The 15862-nt window shown below is 63.6% G+C and carries 19 protein-coding genes, 1 tRNA gene and 1 other annotated feature; of the genes, 3 read left to right on the forward strand and 17 right to left on the reverse strand.

All coding sequences use genetic code 11. From position 1 onward, the window contains the following. Positions 1 to 2 precede the first annotated feature (2 nt). The 9 genes from ccmA to V9F06_11140 form a co-directional block, all read right to left on the reverse strand. A complete protein-coding gene (gene ccmA, locus V9F06_11100; protein ID MEI2618149.1) occupies positions 3 to 716 on the reverse strand; it encodes a heme ABC exporter ATP-binding protein CcmA in 714 nt (237 codons plus the stop codon). Next, the gene (locus V9F06_11105) at positions 713 to 964 is read right to left on the reverse strand and encodes a hypothetical protein (GenBank protein ID MEI2618150.1); all 252 of its coding nucleotides are present in this window, start codon (positions 962 to 964) and stop codon (positions 713 to 715) included. Before V9F06_11105 ends, ccmA begins: the two co-directional genes overlap by 4 nt. Further along, positions 961 to 1461, reverse strand: a complete 501-nt coding sequence (locus V9F06_11110) for a cytochrome c-type biogenesis protein CcmH (protein MEI2618151.1) — start codon at positions 1459 to 1461, stop codon at positions 961 to 963. Before V9F06_11110 ends, V9F06_11105 begins: the two co-directional genes overlap by 4 nt. Next, complete coding sequence (locus V9F06_11115; protein ID MEI2618152.1) at positions 1445 to 3439, reverse strand: heme lyase CcmF/NrfE family subunit; 1995 nt, start codon at positions 3437 to 3439, stop codon at positions 1445 to 1447. Before V9F06_11115 ends, V9F06_11110 begins: the two co-directional genes overlap by 17 nt. Before the next feature lie 30 nt (positions 3440 to 3469). Then, complete coding sequence (locus V9F06_11120; GenBank protein ID MEI2618153.1) at positions 3470 to 3913, reverse strand: cytochrome c maturation protein CcmE; 444 nt, start codon at positions 3911 to 3913, stop codon at positions 3470 to 3472. A gap of 21 nt (positions 3914 to 3934) precedes the next feature. After that, the gene (locus V9F06_11125) at positions 3935 to 4387 is read right to left on the reverse strand and encodes a hypothetical protein (GenBank protein ID MEI2618154.1); all 453 of its coding nucleotides are present in this window, start codon (positions 4385 to 4387) and stop codon (positions 3935 to 3937) included. A gap of 7 nt (positions 4388 to 4394) precedes the next feature. Further along, on the reverse strand, positions 4395 to 5123 hold the full coding sequence (locus V9F06_11130) for a cytochrome c biogenesis protein CcdA (protein ID MEI2618155.1): 729 nt from the start codon (positions 5121 to 5123) through the stop codon (positions 4395 to 4397). Between the two features lie 2 nt (positions 5124 to 5125). Next, entirely contained in the window at positions 5126 to 5782 is a 657-nt protein-coding gene (locus V9F06_11135; GenBank protein ID MEI2618156.1) for a TlpA disulfide reductase family protein, read from the reverse strand. A 39-nt stretch (positions 5783 to 5821) separates the two neighbouring features. After that, positions 5822 to 5903 (reverse strand) — tRNA-Leu (locus V9F06_11140). Between the two features lie 165 nt (positions 5904 to 6068). Between V9F06_11140 and V9F06_11145 the strand changes: the two genes are divergently transcribed. Next, on the forward strand, positions 6069 to 6371 hold the full coding sequence (locus tag V9F06_11145; protein MEI2618157.1) for a hypothetical protein: 303 nt from the start codon (positions 6069 to 6071) through the stop codon (positions 6369 to 6371). Positions 6372 to 6447: 76 nt separating this feature from the next. On the opposite strand, the gene V9F06_11150 is transcribed toward V9F06_11145, so the two are convergent. The 8 genes from V9F06_11150 to V9F06_11185 all read right to left on the reverse strand — a co-directional run bounded on the left by V9F06_11150 (position 6448) and on the right by V9F06_11185 (position 14807). After that, positions 6448 to 6819: an iron-sulfur cluster assembly accessory protein gene (locus V9F06_11150; GenBank protein MEI2618158.1), complete on the reverse strand. Its 372-nt coding sequence runs from the start codon at positions 6817 to 6819 to the stop codon at positions 6448 to 6450. A 92-nt stretch (positions 6820 to 6911) separates the two neighbouring features. Then, positions 6912 to 7718, reverse strand: coding sequence for a DUF692 family multinuclear iron-containing protein (locus V9F06_11155; GenBank protein ID MEI2618159.1), 807 nt, complete (start codon positions 7716 to 7718; stop codon positions 6912 to 6914). After that, a complete protein-coding gene (gene leuB / locus V9F06_11160) occupies positions 7715 to 8815 on the reverse strand; it encodes a 3-isopropylmalate dehydrogenase (GenBank protein MEI2618160.1) in 1101 nt (366 codons plus the stop codon). The genes V9F06_11155 and leuB overlap by 4 nt, the downstream gene beginning before the upstream one ends. Further along, on the reverse strand, positions 8812 to 9378 hold the full coding sequence (locus tag V9F06_11165; protein MEI2618161.1) for a 3-isopropylmalate dehydratase small subunit: 567 nt from the start codon (positions 9376 to 9378) through the stop codon (positions 8812 to 8814). Before V9F06_11165 ends, leuB begins: the two co-directional genes overlap by 4 nt. 58 nt (positions 9379 to 9436) lie before the next feature. Further along, a complete protein-coding gene (locus tag V9F06_11170; protein ID MEI2618162.1) occupies positions 9437 to 9673 on the reverse strand; it encodes a hypothetical protein in 237 nt (78 codons plus the stop codon). A gap of 18 nt (positions 9674 to 9691) precedes the next feature. Then, positions 9692 to 10957, reverse strand: a complete 1266-nt coding sequence (locus V9F06_11175) for a 3-isopropylmalate dehydratase large subunit (protein MEI2618163.1) — start codon at positions 10955 to 10957, stop codon at positions 9692 to 9694. A 7-nt stretch (positions 10958 to 10964) separates the two neighbouring features. After that, the gene (locus V9F06_11180) at positions 10965 to 12509 is read right to left on the reverse strand and encodes a 2-isopropylmalate synthase (GenBank protein ID MEI2618164.1); all 1545 of its coding nucleotides are present in this window, start codon (positions 12507 to 12509) and stop codon (positions 10965 to 10967) included. A 186-nt stretch (positions 12510 to 12695) separates the two neighbouring features. Beyond that, positions 12696 to 12932, reverse strand: a binding site (T-box leader). Positions 12933 to 13022: 90 nt separating this feature from the next. Next, positions 13023 to 14807 carry a protein kinase gene (locus V9F06_11185; GenBank protein ID MEI2618165.1) on the reverse strand — a complete coding sequence of 595 codons (1785 nt, stop codon included), beginning with the start codon at positions 14805 to 14807 and terminating at the stop codon, positions 13023 to 13025. Positions 14808 to 15046: 239 nt separating this feature from the next. Here V9F06_11185 and V9F06_11190 point away from each other — a divergent pair, with 239 nt between their 5' ends. Next, positions 15047 to 15349, forward strand: a complete 303-nt coding sequence (locus V9F06_11190) for a hypothetical protein (GenBank protein MEI2618166.1) — start codon at positions 15047 to 15049, stop codon at positions 15347 to 15349. Beyond that, positions 15339 to 15527 carry a hypothetical protein gene (locus V9F06_11195; GenBank protein MEI2618167.1) on the forward strand — a complete coding sequence of 63 codons (189 nt, stop codon included), beginning with the start codon at positions 15339 to 15341 and terminating at the stop codon, positions 15525 to 15527. Before V9F06_11190 ends, V9F06_11195 begins: the two co-directional genes overlap by 11 nt. Positions 15528 to 15862 lie beyond the last annotated feature (335 nt).

Consider the following 15862-nt stretch of genomic DNA (forward strand, 5'->3'; position numbering starts at 1 on the left):
GCCTAGCCGCCCACCCCGGCGATCGCTGCCTCCACATCCCCCCGCGTCACATCCGTCCGATTCGCGTCGACGACGATTGAGCCAGCGGAGACCACCACCACACGTGTCGCGAGATCCAGTGCCAGATCGAGTGCGTGCGTCGTCACCACGGCGCTTCCGCCGGCCCGCACATGCTCATCGACCATCCGTGCCAGCACCTCGCGGCCTGCCGCATCGAGCCCGGTGTCCGGCTCATCGAACAGCAACACATCTGGTTCATGGAGCACGGCCCGCGCCAGATTCAATCGCTGAAGCAGGCCCCGCGATAGTGTTCCTGCGGCATCATCCAGGCGCGCGCCGAGGCCGACATGTTCCAGGGTCGCCTCGACACGTTCCTCGAGTCTCTCGAGCTGAAACATCGTCCCGAAAAAGCGCAGATTCTCCCGACAGGTCAGCTCCGGGTAGAGCCACGGCTGATGAGCGACGACCCCCAGTCGGGATCTCACAGCCTGTCGTTCCTGCCATGCATCCACCCCAAAGGCGAAGACCGTGCCCCGCGTCGGCCGGGAGAGTGTCGCCATCGTCCTGAGGAGCGTTGTCTTGCCCGCCCCGTTGGCGCCCAGCAACGCCACGCATTCACCCTGAGCGATCTGCAGGCTTACATCGCGGAGCACAACAGCTCGACCGTATCGTTTCGAAACTCGTTGCGCGTCCAGTGGCGCGGGCGCGATGCTCACGCTGCGTCGCCGGCCGGTCTGTCAGCGATTCGTCCCGACGCAGCCCGACCTTCGACAACAACCTCTGTCTCGTCCAGCGGATCATCCGGGTCTGGCCCGAAAGCGTCCTCAGCCTCATCGCTCCCGATATCAGGGAGAGGAATAGCGTCGACGACGATCTCGTCCGGCTTCGCCAACAACACGGGCTCAAGAACGAAGGCGAATACCAGAACCCCCAGCAACACCGTCCCAATGAGCGCGAGCGTCATCCGTTTGCCTCGTCCCCCGGCGCCCGACTCGGATTGCCGAGCGCCTCGCGCGCGATTGTCTCCAACTCTTCGTCCTCCGCGCTCACTACCGGCGTGATCGGTCGCGGCGCCCGCGTTCGCTCGCGGATGAACGTCGCCACGACCACCGCGCCAAGCGCCACCGCCACCAGCGGCATCCACCAGAGCCCCAGCCGGAACCCTGATTTCGGTGGGTCGAACAGAATGGATTCTCCGTAGCGGGCGACGAAGTAGTCCTTGATCTGCTGGTCGGTCTCTCCCGCCTGAACCTTCTCCTCGATGATCCCGCGCATCTGCCGAGCAAGCTCGGTCTGGCTATCGGCAATCGACTCGCCGACACAGATCGGGCAGTGGATCTCGCGCGCCAGCCGGATTGTCCGCTGCGAGTAGATGTCTTCAGCGCCAGCGATCGACGCCGACGAGAGAATGACCAGCAGCGCCACCGCGAGCGCAACGACCACCCTATGCTGTCGCCTCACCGGTCGCCTTCCCTCGCGCTGGCGCGGTAATCGCGACACGACGCGGAACCGGGGCCGGCCAGAACACAATCAGCATCCCCATCATGTAGATCAGCCCGCCAACCCAGACCCATGGAACCAGCGGATTGATGAAGATATGCAGGCCCGCCGCGCCACCGTCATTCCACTCCGTCAGCATGACGTATACATCGTCGAAGCCGGTCGTCTTTACGGCGACCCGCGTCGTCGGCTGCTGCTCGAATCCATCGAAGAAGAACCGCTTCGCGTGGATAACACCATGATCGCGTCCACCCGAGCTCACGTCGATATTCGCCGTGTACACGTCGGCATCGACGATCCGGCTCCGCTCCAGCCCGTTGAAGGTGAGAGTGTACTCGGCCACCTGCACCGACTCACCCGGGTTCAGCATCACCTGTCGCTCACTCTGGAAGAACTGCGTCCCGATAATGCCGATCGCGATGACCGCGACGCCGAGATGCACGATATACCCGCCGTATCGCCGCGGGTTGCGTTTCGTTACCCCCACCACGGCCGCCGGCAGCGACTCTCGCGTGCTTTGCCGTCGGGCCGCAGCGCCGCGCCAGTATTCGACTCCAACCGCGCCGATCGCGAACACCGCGGCAGCGACACCGATCGCGGCAGGCGGCTGTCCGAACAGGAACAACAATGCAACGATGGTCAGGAGCGCCAGCGCCATCGGCACTGTCGCCGCCCGGCGTAGCGCGCCCAGTGTCGTCTTACGCCAGGCGAGAAGCGGGCCAATACCCATCAGGACCAGCATGACTGCGAATAACGGGCCGTTCACCTGCCGGTAGAACGGAGGCCCGACGGTCAGTTGCGATCCAGTTGCCGCCTCGGACACGATCGGGTAGATCGTCCCCCAGAATGTCGCGAACGCAATCCCCGCGAAGACGAGGTTATTCAGCAGGAACCCGGTCTCTCGCGACAACACCGCGTCGAACGTGTTCTCCGATTGCAGCATCGGCATGCGATAGATCATCAGCCCGATCGCGACCACCGTCACCAGCGTCAGGTAGCCGAGGAAGAAAGGACCGATCGACGATACCGCAAACGTATGGACCGACTGGATCAGGCCACTCCGGACCACGAACGTGCCGAAGATCGCCAGCACGTAGCTCGCCAGCAGCAGCCCCATGTTCCAGACCTTGAGCATCCCGCGACGCTCCTGGACGATCACCGAGTGGATGAACGCCGTCCCCGTCAACCACGGCAGCAACGAGACGTTCTCGACCGGATCCCAGCCCCAGTATCCGCCCCAACCCAGCACGTGATACGCCCACCAGCCGCCGAGAAAGATCCCCGTACCGAGGATCGCCCACGCCACCAACGCCCACGTCCGGACAAATCCCAGCCATTCGCGGGTCATCCGCCCGGAGATCAGCGCCCCGATCGCGATCGAGAACGGGACTGAGAAGCTGGCAAATCCCGAAAGCAGCATCGGCGGGTGGATCAACATCCCGGGATCGCGCAACAGCGGGTTCAGCCCCTGGCCTTGCGCCGGGACGATCGCGTTGATCTCGAATGGAGAGCGGACCATCGTCAGCATGAGCAGGAAGAAGCTCGAGAGCGCCAGGAATGTTGCCGCCGCGTGCGGCACGAGCCGTGGGAAACGCGCCCGATTGCGGACGAACGCAATCGACGCCAGGATCGACGCCATTGTCGTCCAGAACAGGAGGCTCCCCTCCTGACCACCGTAGAACGCGGTCACCACATATCGCAACGGCATATCACTGCTCGACCGCGACGACACATAGGCGAAGCTGAAATCGTGCGTGATGAACGCTGTCAGAAGGATCGCGTCGGCGACCAGTAGCAGAAATGTGACGCCAACAACAGCCCGAACCGCCGAAAGCGACAGTTCCGGAATTCGCCGTCGCTCGCCAAAGACTGCTGCCCCAATACCAAAGAATGCTGTCACGAGCGCCAGCAGCAGTGCGCCATGCGCCAGTTGAGCCATCGGCGCGGATCCCTTCTGTCGGAGGCTGGGCTACCCTGTTGTCTGGGTCGCCGACTCGAAGCGCGAGGGGCACTTCGTCAACAATGTCGAAGCGTGCATCGTCCCGTCGGACCCGACCTTGCCCTCGACGACCACCTCGACGTGTTCGGAGAAGATATCAGGAACCACCCCGGTGTAGACCACTGGGAGTGTGTTTACCCCGTCGGTCATCGTGAAGCGCAACTCGTTGGTGGCCACGTCGCGCTGGATTGATCCGGCAAGCACAGTGCCGCCAACACGCATCTGATCGCCGGATGTCGACTTGCCAGACGCTTCCATCTCGCCAACGGTCTTGAAGTACGCCATGGACGAACCCATCGCGTTGAAGACAAGGAACCCCACCGAGGCGACAATCACGCCCGCAACAATGAGCAGCTTCGGGTTCAACCACGGGTTCCGCCGCCGCAGCGGCGTCATGGCAGTCGTCGAGGCCATCAACCTATCCCCATCTCGTGTTCAGACCAGTCCCTTGCCGTAGACACTCGCAAGAACGACGCCCAGTCCGAATGCGAGGGCGCCGAGCGTGAGTATCAGCTCCGGCCGCGATCGTCGTCTCGGCGCATCGGTGCGTGCGCGGCGTCTGGGCCGTAGTCCCGCTAGCCAGAAAGCCACCAGAGCGGCGACGATCTTCGCAGCCAGGACTCCTGCATATGTCAGACCACCGCCCGCGTTCGATAGCCGATCGAACGTCAGGATCACACCTGTCGCGAGCATGACAACCGTCGTCACCCGCGCCCAATCGCCATAGAGTGCCTGCGCCGCTGCGACGAATGCACGCGGCGGCTCCTCGGTCTGCCGCATCGCCGGCCGGATCGCCACGAGGTAGTATACCCCTCCTCCGAGCCAGACCGCGGCGGCGAACGCGTGTGCGAGCCGCAGCAACAACAAGAACGCCTCGCTTGCGCTCACTTCCTCGTCATCCCGGCAACCCCGGAATGCCGGACAGGAACCGCTGCCCAAGGATCGCCAGCCGGAACATCTGTCCGCTGACGAGCAACACCCCGACCACGATCATCGTGACCCCGCTCAACGAGGTAATCAGCGCGGCGTGGCGCGTGCCCCAGGTGATCACGCTGCGGATTTGCCCAACTCCCGCGCCGACCATCAGAAACGGTATGCCCAGACCCAGCGAATACGCTGTCAGAAGGAGCGTTCCGTACCGCACCGTATCCGCTGTGCTCGAGTAGACGAGGATGGAGGCCAGAATCGGCCCGAAGCACGGGGTCCAGCCGAGCCCGAACGCCATCCCCAGCAACAACACCTCGCTCGGCGAGAAGGTGCGCGGCTGAAAATCCACTCGACGCTCGCGCATCAAGAACGGCGTCCGAAACCCCCAGAGAATAACGATCCCCATCAGGATCATCACTCCCCCGGAGAACCGCGCCAACGGCTGTCGGTACTGATCCAGCAGATCGCCAAACACCGAGGCCGACGCCCCCAGCGCGATGAACACCAGCGAGAAGCCGAAGACGAACGCCAGGCTAGGCCAGATTGCCTGCACACGTGGCGGCAGCGATGCGCCATGCCGGCCGGCAGCTGAGCTCGTGATCAGCGACAGGTACCCGGGTAGCAATGGGGCGACGCACGGGGATAGGAACGACACGAACCCCGCGCCGAATGCTGTCAGCAACCCGACCGAGGACACTGCTACTTCCTTGCCTCGTCGACCATATCCTGGAGCTGCCGTATGCTCGTCACCGCCCCTGGAAGATGCGCCACCATGTTGCCCTCGGCATCCACCACGAATGTCTCCGGCACCCCGCTCACCCCATAATCGACGGCGATTTTCTCGCCGCTATCGGGTCCGGTTGGGTAGTTCACCTCATACGTGTCCAGAAAGGTTCGCGCGTCCGCGTCGGTATCCCACACGTTGACGCCAACCATCACCACATCATCACCCAGGGCGCCGCGCGCCGTCGTCAACAGCGGCATCTCCTGGCGGCACGGCCCACACCAGGATGCCCAGAAGTTCACCAGCACGATCTTCCCACGCTGGTCCGACAGCCGGAATTCCTGGCCATCGAACGTCTTGAGCGTGAAGTCGCCAGCGATCTTGCCTTTCTCGAGAACGAGCGCTCCCGATGAGTTCACCCGGCCACCCTGTCGCACGCGCGCGCCCTCCGGCGCGAGCAACGCATAGGCCAACAGCCCAAGCAGTGATCCGACCAGGATTAACGCGACCAACGGCACGACGAACGACCCAAATCGGCTTCGCGGCAGCGGTGGCGCTGCGACGGCAGCGTTATCGTTCGCGGCGGTCTGCTCCGGATGGTCTTCTGGAACCGTTGTGTCTGAATCCTGCATCGTTCGTCCTTGAAAAGTCTGGAAACCGTGGGTCTCTCGTGGGGGAAGAGGGACTCGAACCCTCACACCTTGCGGTACGTGCTCCTAAGGCACGCGCGTCTGCCGATTCCGCCATCCCCCCGAGTTAACTCTAAGCCGTCAAAAGTATAACAACGCCCGCCCGACATGGTTCCGCGTCGACCGGAATCGCTCAACCGTGGCCCGAGACGTGCAAAACGCCAACCGAGGGATCGTAGCCGCCTGGGTTGCGGCTCCGCGGAGACCGGGCCAATTGAAGGGAACAGTGATGGGAGCCTCACGTCATCGACGCCGCAGGCCCTTCCGAGCCGGGCTACACCAGCCACATCCGCCCGGCCGGGCACACGCACATCGCTACCGCGTCGCTGCGATCAGCACTGGCTGCTTTTCATCGCGGGACATCATCGTCGCCGACGACGACGGCAACACCTTTCTGATGGCGCCGGCCAACCGTCGGCTAGCTCCGCTGGACACCGCCGAGCGCGATGCACTCGGGATGTTCTACGAGCCTGCCGCCGACTTTGACTGGCACACGCTTGCAGACCTCCGGCATCGCTTTTACGACGTCTGATCGTACCCAAACGAAAACACGCTGGGGCGAAGGCGCCGTGCGCCCTCATCCCAGCGTGTTGCTCAATCGGTCGACTCTAGTGGCCGCAGCCGCAGCCCTGTGACGTGCCGGCGTCCATCCCGGTGTCAAAGGAATGCCCGCAGGCGCACGACGCCACCGCGTTCGGGTTGCGAACCGTGAAGCCGCCACCCATCAGGCTGTTGACGAAATCGATCTCCGCCCCGCCGACATACATCGCCGAGAACTCATCGATCACCAGCTTGACGCCCTTGGCTTCGATCACGGTATCGCCGTCGTCAGCGGCCTCCTCGATCGACATCCCGTATTGCAATCCCGAGCAGCCGCCCGGCGCGACGAACACGCGCAGCGCATGATTCGGTGTTCCCTGTTCGGACAGGAAATCGCGCAGCTGCTCGACAGCCTCATCCGTAATGGTCATTATCGACATGGATATACCTCCCATGGAATCAGCGCCCCATAGCACTGTGGATACAACGAAGTATATACCGTTCCGAAACCCCTGTGATGATAAACCGCTGCCTATCCCCTGTCGAGAATCTGTCGCAACAGCCGAAGCTGTCGATCGAGCTCGCCAGCGTCGCGTCGATACTCTAGCACCACTGCGCCCGGCGTGCTTCGTTCAAGCACGAAATGGAGCAGCCGCACCTCGCGTTCCGTCATCACTTCGTGAACATCGTCGAGCCGCCGGGTATTCCCTTCCCCGACAATCGGCCGCGGGCTACTCACATGCACCTCGCCGATCCGCTTCAACGGCAACGCAGCCAGCATCGTCTCAGGCTCGCTCCCCAGCCAGCTCGCCGACACAGCCAGATGCCCGATGTCCAGCAGCAGCCCGCAGCCCGTTGCCTCCAGCACTTCACTGATAAACCCCGGATCGCAGACGTGCTCATAAGCGCCCTCGGGGCAGTAGTCGAGATTCTCGAGCAGCAGCGGCACATCCAGGCGTCCGACCGCCGCGGTCGCGGACGCCACGATTCGAGCGAGAAGCTCATCACGCTCCAGCAGCCGCGACCGCGGGAGCATGTGGCCGTCAAACAACACGCGCTCAGTCGAGAACCCCAGATGCAGGCTGAACCACGGGCTGCCGGCCCGCCCGATCGTCGCGTTTGCCCGGCCGGCCCATTCATCGCTGACATAGTCGGTGTTTGCCAGGCTCACGTCGAGATCGAGGTTGTGCAGCAGCATCGGGCCATGCCAGCCCTGGATTGCGTCGTCCAGTCCCCAGCCCGGCGCTTCGATAAGATCGACCAGCGCGCCAAGATCGGCCAGCATCGCCGCGGCCGGCGACCACGTTGTCCCGAGCAGCGGTCGGTTACTGACGCTCACGCCGCCAGAATCGCCGCCAGCTGTCGGCGGACCTCATCGCCGTACTCGCAGGTCGAGAGCGTCTCGCCACCCTGAGCAATGTCCGCCGTCCGGGCGCCCGCGTCCAGCGTCCGACTAATGGCATCCTCGATCGCCACCGCCCGCTCTTCCAGCCCGAACGACACTCTCAACATCATCGCCGCCGAGAGAATTGCGCCGGTCGGGTTCGCGACGCCCTTACCCGCGATGTCCGGAGCGGAACCGTGGATCGGCTCGTACACCCCGAACTTCCCGCCTTCGCCGATGCTCGCCGACGGCAACATCCCCAGTGAGCCGGCCAGCACGGAGGCCTCGTCACTCAGGATATCGCCAAACATGTTCTCCATAATCAACACATCGAACGATCCCGGTTGCGCAATCAACCGCATCGCGCAGGAATCCACCAGCTGGTGTTCCGTTGTGATCTCTGGGTAGGCCGCCGCAACCTCTTCGACCACCGATCGCCAGAGCTGTGACGTCGCCAGCACGTTCGACTTGTCGACGCTCGTCACCTTACGTCGTCGTCCTGCCGCAAGCTCGTATCCAAGCTCAGTCAGACGCCGGATCTCACCCTCGCTGTACGCCATCGTATCGACTGCCTGCCGGCCAGTGTCCGTCGTCCATTGCTCGGATGGCTTGCCGAAGTACAGTCCGCCGGTCAGCTCACGAACGATCACCAGGTCGACCCCGCGGACCACCTCCGCCTTCAGCGGCGAGGCGTCCGCGAGCGCGTCGAACACCTTTACCGGGCGCACGTTGGCGAACAGACCAAGGTCGTATCGCAGCTTCAGCAGTCCGGCTTCAGGCCGCAGAGCGCGCGGCTGTCGATCCCAGGTCGGGCCGCCGACTGCTCCCAGCAGCGCCCCGCCGCAACCACGCGTCTCCGAGATATCCTCATCCCGCACTGGCACGCCGTGCGCATCGATCGCCGAGCCACCGATGTGCCGCATCACGAACTCGAATGCGACACCAGTCGCCTCGCCGACAGCAACGAGTGTCTTGCGAGCCTCTTCGATAACCTCCGGGCCGACCCCATCGCCCGGAAGCAACATGATCTTGCAGGCGGCCGTTTCCGTCACGCTCCCGCCTTCGCCTGCTCAGCAGCCCGTTGGCGCACCCGCGCCGTTACCGCCTCCATGAGCCCGCCGGCGTTGACGATCTCCTGCACGTAGGGAGCGTGCGGCTTGGCCGAATAGGTTTGCCCGGTCCGGGTATTGACCACAAATCCCTCGGTCGTATCCACCTCGAGAATATCGCCCGTCTCAGCGTCAGCGACCGCCTCCGGGCACTCCACAAGCGGCAGCCCGATATTGATCGAGTTCCGGTAAAAGATTCGCGCGTAGCTCTCGGCAATCACCACCGACACCCCGGCGCCCTTGATCGCCATCGGCGCGTGCTCGCGCGACGATCCGCAACCGAAGTTCTTCCCGCCGACGATGATGTCGCCGATCTGAACCTTCTGTGGAAACTCCGGATCGATATCCTCCATGACATGCTCTGCCAGTTCCTTGGCGTCGATCGTCAGCAGATACCGCGCGGGAATAATCACATCCGTATCGATATCGTCCCCGAACTTCCAGACCCTGCCTTGAAACTGCATCTCTCCCCCTTCATTCGTCAACTCGTACCCCGCGACCCGCACTCACTCCCCCTCTCCAGTGGGGAGGAGGAGCAAAGAGCGAGGTTCCGCGGCCTGCTCGCTAGTCGCCGAACGCCCGCAACATCCAGTCGTCCGGCGACTGCTGCTCCTGCCACATCCGCGCCAGACGCTCAATGTCGCCGCCTTCGCCGGCCCCGATGCTTGCTCGAACCCAATCGTAGACGCGCAGAACCGTCCCGACATCCGCGCCATCCGGCTGAATCCGCGCGCAGAGTTCCGTCGTCAACGTCCTGGCCTGCTCGTCCCCGGTCATCCCGTGCTGATGAAATGCTTGCATCGACGTGTCCCTCTCTGTTCAGGAAGATCGGTCTTTCAACATGGACGGAGTACCGACATGGCCCAGCACCGCGCTCGCCGCCGCGACAAGCGGACCGGTCAGAATAACTTGCGATTCACGATGTCCCATTCGCCCGCGGAAATTTCGGTTCGTCGTCGAGACGCACCGCTCGCCCTTCGCCAGCACCCCCATGTACCCGCCCAGGCAAGGGCCGCAGGTCGAGGTGCTGAACACCGCGCCCGCGTCCATGAACACCTCGTCCAGTCCCTCCCGCGTCGCCTCGCGGGCCACCTTCTGGGACCCCGGGATAACGATGCAGCGAACCATCGGGTGCACCTGGCGTCCCCGCAAGACCTCGGCCGCCTGTCGAAGGTCGGACAAGCGCCCGTTCGTGCAGGATCCGATGACCACCTGGTGGATCGGCTCGTCCCCGACCTCGTCGGCCGCGTGCACGTTCGACGGCAGGTGAGGGAGCGCCACCACCGGCTTCAGACCCGTCACGTCGATCTCGACCACGCGCGAGTAGGTCGCATCCGAGTCTGACGCATACGATGTGTAGTTGCCGTCGGTCACCTCGTCAAGGAATGCTTTGGTCTTGTCATCGAATGGGAAGATGCCGGTGTCGCCGCCGGCCTCGATCGCCATATTGCACATCGCGATCCGGTCGTCGAGCGGCAGCGCGTCAATCACCGGTCCGGTGAATTCCATCACCGAGTTCAGCGCCCCGTCGACCCCGATTAACCCGATGGTGTGCAGAATGAGATCCTTGCCACCGATGTCTTTGGGCAGCGTCCCCGTATAGACCAGCTTGATCGTCTCCGGCACCCGCACCCAGGTCGTTCCCAGCGCCATCGCTGCCGCGATATCGGTCGATCCCATCCCAGTCGAGAACGCGTTGAACGCGCCATAGGTGCAGGTGTGCGAATCCGCGCCGATGATGATGTCGCCCGGCTTCGTGAGACCGTTCTCCGGCAGCACTACGTGCTCGATCCCGGCTCGCCCGATCTCGAAATACAGTGTCCCCTGCTCGTGCGCGAACTCGCGCATGATCTTGGCCTGCTCGGCCGACTTGATGTCCTTCGCCGGCACGAAGTGGTCCGGCACAAACACCACCTTCTGCGGATCGAAGACCCGCTCCAGACCCGTCTTCTTGAACTCTGCAATCGACAGTGGCGCGGTGATGTCGTTCGTCATCACGAGGTCGACCGCCACCTCGACGATCTCCCCCGGCGTCACCGTTGCGCGTCCGGCCCCCTTCGCCAGGATCTTCTGGGCCATCGTCATTCCCACGTCAGACCACTCCCTCTGCCTTGAGCGGCGCGCGTACTGCCACCGCTGCTCGGTTCAATGCCGTCAAATACGCGCGCACGCTCGACTCGACGATATCGGTCGCCACGCCATGCCCGCTGAAGATCTGTCCGTCCACTCGAATTCGCACTGCCACCGAACCCTGCGCGTCCTCCCCGGGCGTCACCGCGTCGATGTGATACTGCGCCAGTTCGGCCTCAATGCCGGTCACCTGGTCGATCGCCTCATACAACGCGTCGATCTGGCCATTCCCGCGGCCCGTCGCCTCGCGCTCGATCCCGTTGACGCTGACAATCACCGCCGCCTCCGCGTCGCCGTCGGACCCGGAGTGCGCCCGCCAGGCGAGAAGCGTGTACGGCTCCGGGCCAAAGTGCTGAAGCTCTTCTTCGATGATCGCGACGATATCGGCGTCGGAGACTGTCTTCTTCCGATCGGTCAGCTCGATGAATCGGACATACAACGCCTTCAACCGCTCGTCGTCGACCTCGTAACCCAGCTCCTTCAGCCGCTGCCGGAACCCGGCCCGGCCCGAGTGCTTGCCCATCACCAGCTTGTTGCCGGTCCAGCCAACCGAGTCTGGCGTCATGATCTCGTAGTTCTCGGGGTGCTTGATCACCCCGTCCTGGTGGATCCCCGACTCATGCGCGAATGCATTTGCCCCGACGATCGCCTTGTTCGGCTGAACCGGGATGCTTGATGCCCGAGTCACCGTCCGGCTGGCCGGCACGATCTCCCGTGTGTTGATCCGCAGGTCGTAGTCGCCGAAGTAGTCGCGGCGCGTTCGCAACGCCATTACGACCTCCTCCAGCGCCGTGTTGCCGGCCCGCTCACCGATCCCGTTGACCGTCACCTCCACCTGCCGCGCCCCGGCCTGGATCGCCGCCAGCGTGTTGGCTGTCGACATTCCCAGGTCATCGTGACAGTGGACGGAGATCACCACGTTCTCGATCCCCGGCGTGTTCGCCTTCAGATACTCGATGAGCCGTGTGTATTCTTCTGGCGTCGTGTAGCCAACCGTGTCGGGCACGTTGATCGTCGTCGCGCCCTCCTCGATCGCCGCGCCGAAGAGCCGCACCAGGAACTCCCAGTCAGCCCGCGTCGCGTCCATCGCCGAGAACTGCACGTCGCTGAGATACCCCTTGCAACGCCGGACCGCCTCCCGCGCCATCTCCAGCACCTCGTCGGCGCTCTTGCGCAACTGGTACTGCATCTGGATCGGCGACGCGTTCACGAACGTGTGGATACGCGGGTTCTCTGCCGTGCGTACCCCCTCCCAGGCAGCGTCGATATCGGTCGGGTGAACTCGCGCCAGGCCGGCGACCACCACCCCGCGAGCCTCCCGCCCGATCATCTGGACCGCCTCCAGATCGCCCGGGGAGGCTGCTGGATACCCCGCCTCGATGATATCGACGCCAAGCCGAACGAGCTGTCGCGCGACCTCCAGCTTCTCCGGCGTCGTCATCGTCGCCCCCGGCGACTGCTCGCCATCACGTAAGGTCGTATCGAAGATCAGAATCCTGTCGCTCATGGAATATCCCTCCTGCTATCGAGAGTCCGTCCGTCGTCCTCAGCTGGCCCCGCAGTGGGGCCAGGTAAGTGACAGGCAGCCTCGCGATGAGCGACGGTGAGCCTTCGTCCCGGCGAAATACGTTGTGATCGTGTCTGCCACGGTAATCGACTGCTCCAGCTCCGGAAAAGCAAAAAACCCGCCCCACAAAGGGACGGGCTCAACCCGCGGTACCACCCTGATTGACCGGTGTCATTGCTCGCCGCGCTCTGGCGGGAACCACCGGCCCACTCGGAAAGCTATAACGGGCTGACCCGGCGCGGCTTCAGAACGTCAGCCGCGCGGCTCGGGTGCGAGTTCGTGTCGCTCGTCGCGCCGGGCTTCCACCTGTCCCCGGCTCGCTGTCCGACCTGCGACGCTACTACTCACCGTCATCGCCGGACGATATCCCGCAATCTAACAACGCCTTGCACGCGTTGTCAAACTCGCGACCCCGTGTATGTCGCGCCGAACTCGCAGATCGCGCCTCGATAGCTACTGGTAGTAGACGGCCGCCGTCGTAATGAGAATCCACGGCGCCTGGCCCACAACACCATTCTTGGCCGTGTTTACGATCGTCAGCGTGTTCTCGCCGGCATGAAGCGCGTTGAGGTCTCCAACCAGCCAGGCAACATCAGTCCACGATTCGTTGTTGAACGGGCTCGGGCCCTCCCAGATCAGATAATCGTTGAGCCACAGCTGCATCGGGACATGCGCCGCCTTCTCATCGTCCATGCCAGTCACCGTCACGAGAATGTACTGCGACGGCCACTTCGTGGCCTGAAACGTCGCGGTCCCCGTATCCGAGCCACTTCCCTGGCCGTAGAGATGCGCGGCAGGAAGGCCATAGAGCCGGCCGTCGTCACGTCGATACGCGCCCTCGAAATCACTCGCATTCAGCGTGACCGATGGTCCCTGGAAGATCCGCTGCGGCACCAGCGATAGAGGGAACGGCGTATCGTATGCGACCGTTGGCACTGAGGGAACCGTTGGGGTCGGCGGCTCCGGCGTCTGCGTCGGCTCCGGTATCGGCGTTTGCGTCGGCTCCGGCGTCGGGGACGGTGTTTGCGTCGGCTCCGGCGTAGGCGATGGCGTCTGCGTCGGCTCCGGTGTCGGAGATGGCGTCATCGTCACGGTCGGCTCGATCGTTGCGGTCATCGTCGCTGGCGGCGCTGTCTGTGTTGCGGTTGGCGTTGTCACGATCCCCGGGGCGTTCGTCTTGTCGTTCCCCTGGCTCGCAAGCACGACCAACGCAACCACTACCGCGAGCAACAGGAACACCAGCAGCGGCAGGATACGACGCCACCATGACCCACCGCCGCCCCCGGCCGCCGGCCGCGCCGGAGGGGGAGGCATCGATGGAGGTGGCCCGGCGACCGCCGGAGGCGCAATCGCCCGCGACACCGCCGTCCGCTCGGTTGGATCAAACGCCGGCGGGCGAATGACAGCAGCTGCCGCCGTCGGATTCAGCAGCGCGTCGCGCATCGCAATCGCGTCCGGGTATCGATCGTCCGGAGATTTCGCCAGGCTCTTCAGGATCACCGCCTCGAGCGCCACCGGAATCGATCGATTGATCGTCCGCGGCGGTGGCGGCAGCTCGTTCACATGCCGGTACATCACCTGGACCGGATTATCGCCGGGGAACGGCAGACGACCCGTCAGCATCTCGTAGACGACAACGCCCGCGGAGTACAAGTCGCTCGCTGGCGTAATCTCCCCGCCCGACGCCTGTTCTGGCGCCATATACGCCGCTGTCCCGATCGCCGTCCCCGCCTCGGTCAAGCCCGCATCGGCGCTCCTCAGCCGGGCAATGCCGAAGTCGGTCACCTTCACCTGGTGCGTGTCTGTCAGCAAGACGTTCTGCGGCTTCACGTCGCGGTGCACGATGCCTGATGCATGGATTGCGGCAAGACCATCCAGCATTTGCCGGCCGAATCCAACCGCCTCGTCGACCGTCAGCGGGCCCTCCTCGCGGATGTAATCCTTCAGGCTCGGCCCGAGCACGTACTGCATGACGATGTAGGTCGTCCCATCGTCACGCCCGTAGTCAAACACCTGAATGACATTTGGATGGCTGATCCGCGCCGCAGCACGCGCCTCATTCTCGAATCGAGACGCGAATTCCCCGTGCGACGCATATTGATCGCGCAGGATCTTGATCGCAACATCGCGTCCGAGCACCGTGTCGGTGGCTCGGTACGTAACCGAGAAGTTACCCTCCCCGATCGGCTCTTTCAGTTCGTAACGCTTACCCAGAATCCGCGGCTGAGACAGCGCCACGCCTCCTCCAACCACCCGGAGCGGCGCCAGTTTCACGCGTCGTCCGCGCGTCGGCCGCCCTCATCTCGTTAGTACAACGCATACTTGCCGAAGATCGTTATATCATCGGTGTCCGTACACTCTTCCAGCTTATAATGCCACGTTCGTCCCCATCAGGTTCAATATGCGACGATTGAGGCAGACGCCGGCTGGCAACGGACCAGTCTACTGCGTCCGCAGAAACGAGAGGACAGCCTACCGTGAGTGAAGACATCTCCTTTGATCTGGGCGGCGACGAAATGAGCGACGAGGAGAAGGCCTCGATCGTGAATTCCCTTATCGACGAAATGCGTGTCTTGTTCCACGATTATGTCAATGACAAGCTCCCCTACGACGAGCTCTCCTTCGAGATGTTCGACACCCTGCAGACCATCCATGCCCTCGCCACCGGCGCTCTCGTCATCGAGTACGAAGACGGTTTCGAGGATAGCGCCGACAACAATCACCACGCCGAACAGCCAGCCAGCCAGCCAAAGAAGGGCTCTCGGCACGATGGGAACTGACCTCGAGCGGAGAACTCGCGACGAGCTCGTCGGCCTGCTGGATCGCTGTGGAGCGCTCACCGAGGGGGTACGTTTTCTGGAAGGCGACGACCTCCTCGAGCTGCTCGACGAGCTCGATTCGATGCGGGCGCTCATGATCGACGCATCGCTCATCCTTCGATCGTCCGTCGTCCGCTGACACTAACCTGTCCGATTGGCCAGCAGCGACTGTCCTCTGTGACGGTGCCAGCGTCCTGGCCCCGCGCTATCCTCATAAACGTCCGGTGAGTCGCACTCGCCGTCCAGACGATCGTCGTTCGTGGCAGAGAGGAGGCTTAACATGGTACGCGCACTCCCGTTGCGTCTTCGCATCCCGCGGGCCTTCGAAGGGCCCACCCCTGCCACGGATCGACGTTGGTGACCTCTGGCGCTGAGCTGGAGCCATGCCACGCGACCACCGACCCGGGCAACGATGCCCGGGTCGCCGCGTCTCTGGAGAGGATTCTCAAGTGTCCCACCGCAGTAGCCCGATCG

This window comes from Thermomicrobiales bacterium (genome assembly GCA_037045155.1).
Classification (GTDB): Bacteria; Chloroflexota; Chloroflexia; order Thermomicrobiales; family CFX8; genus JAMLIA01.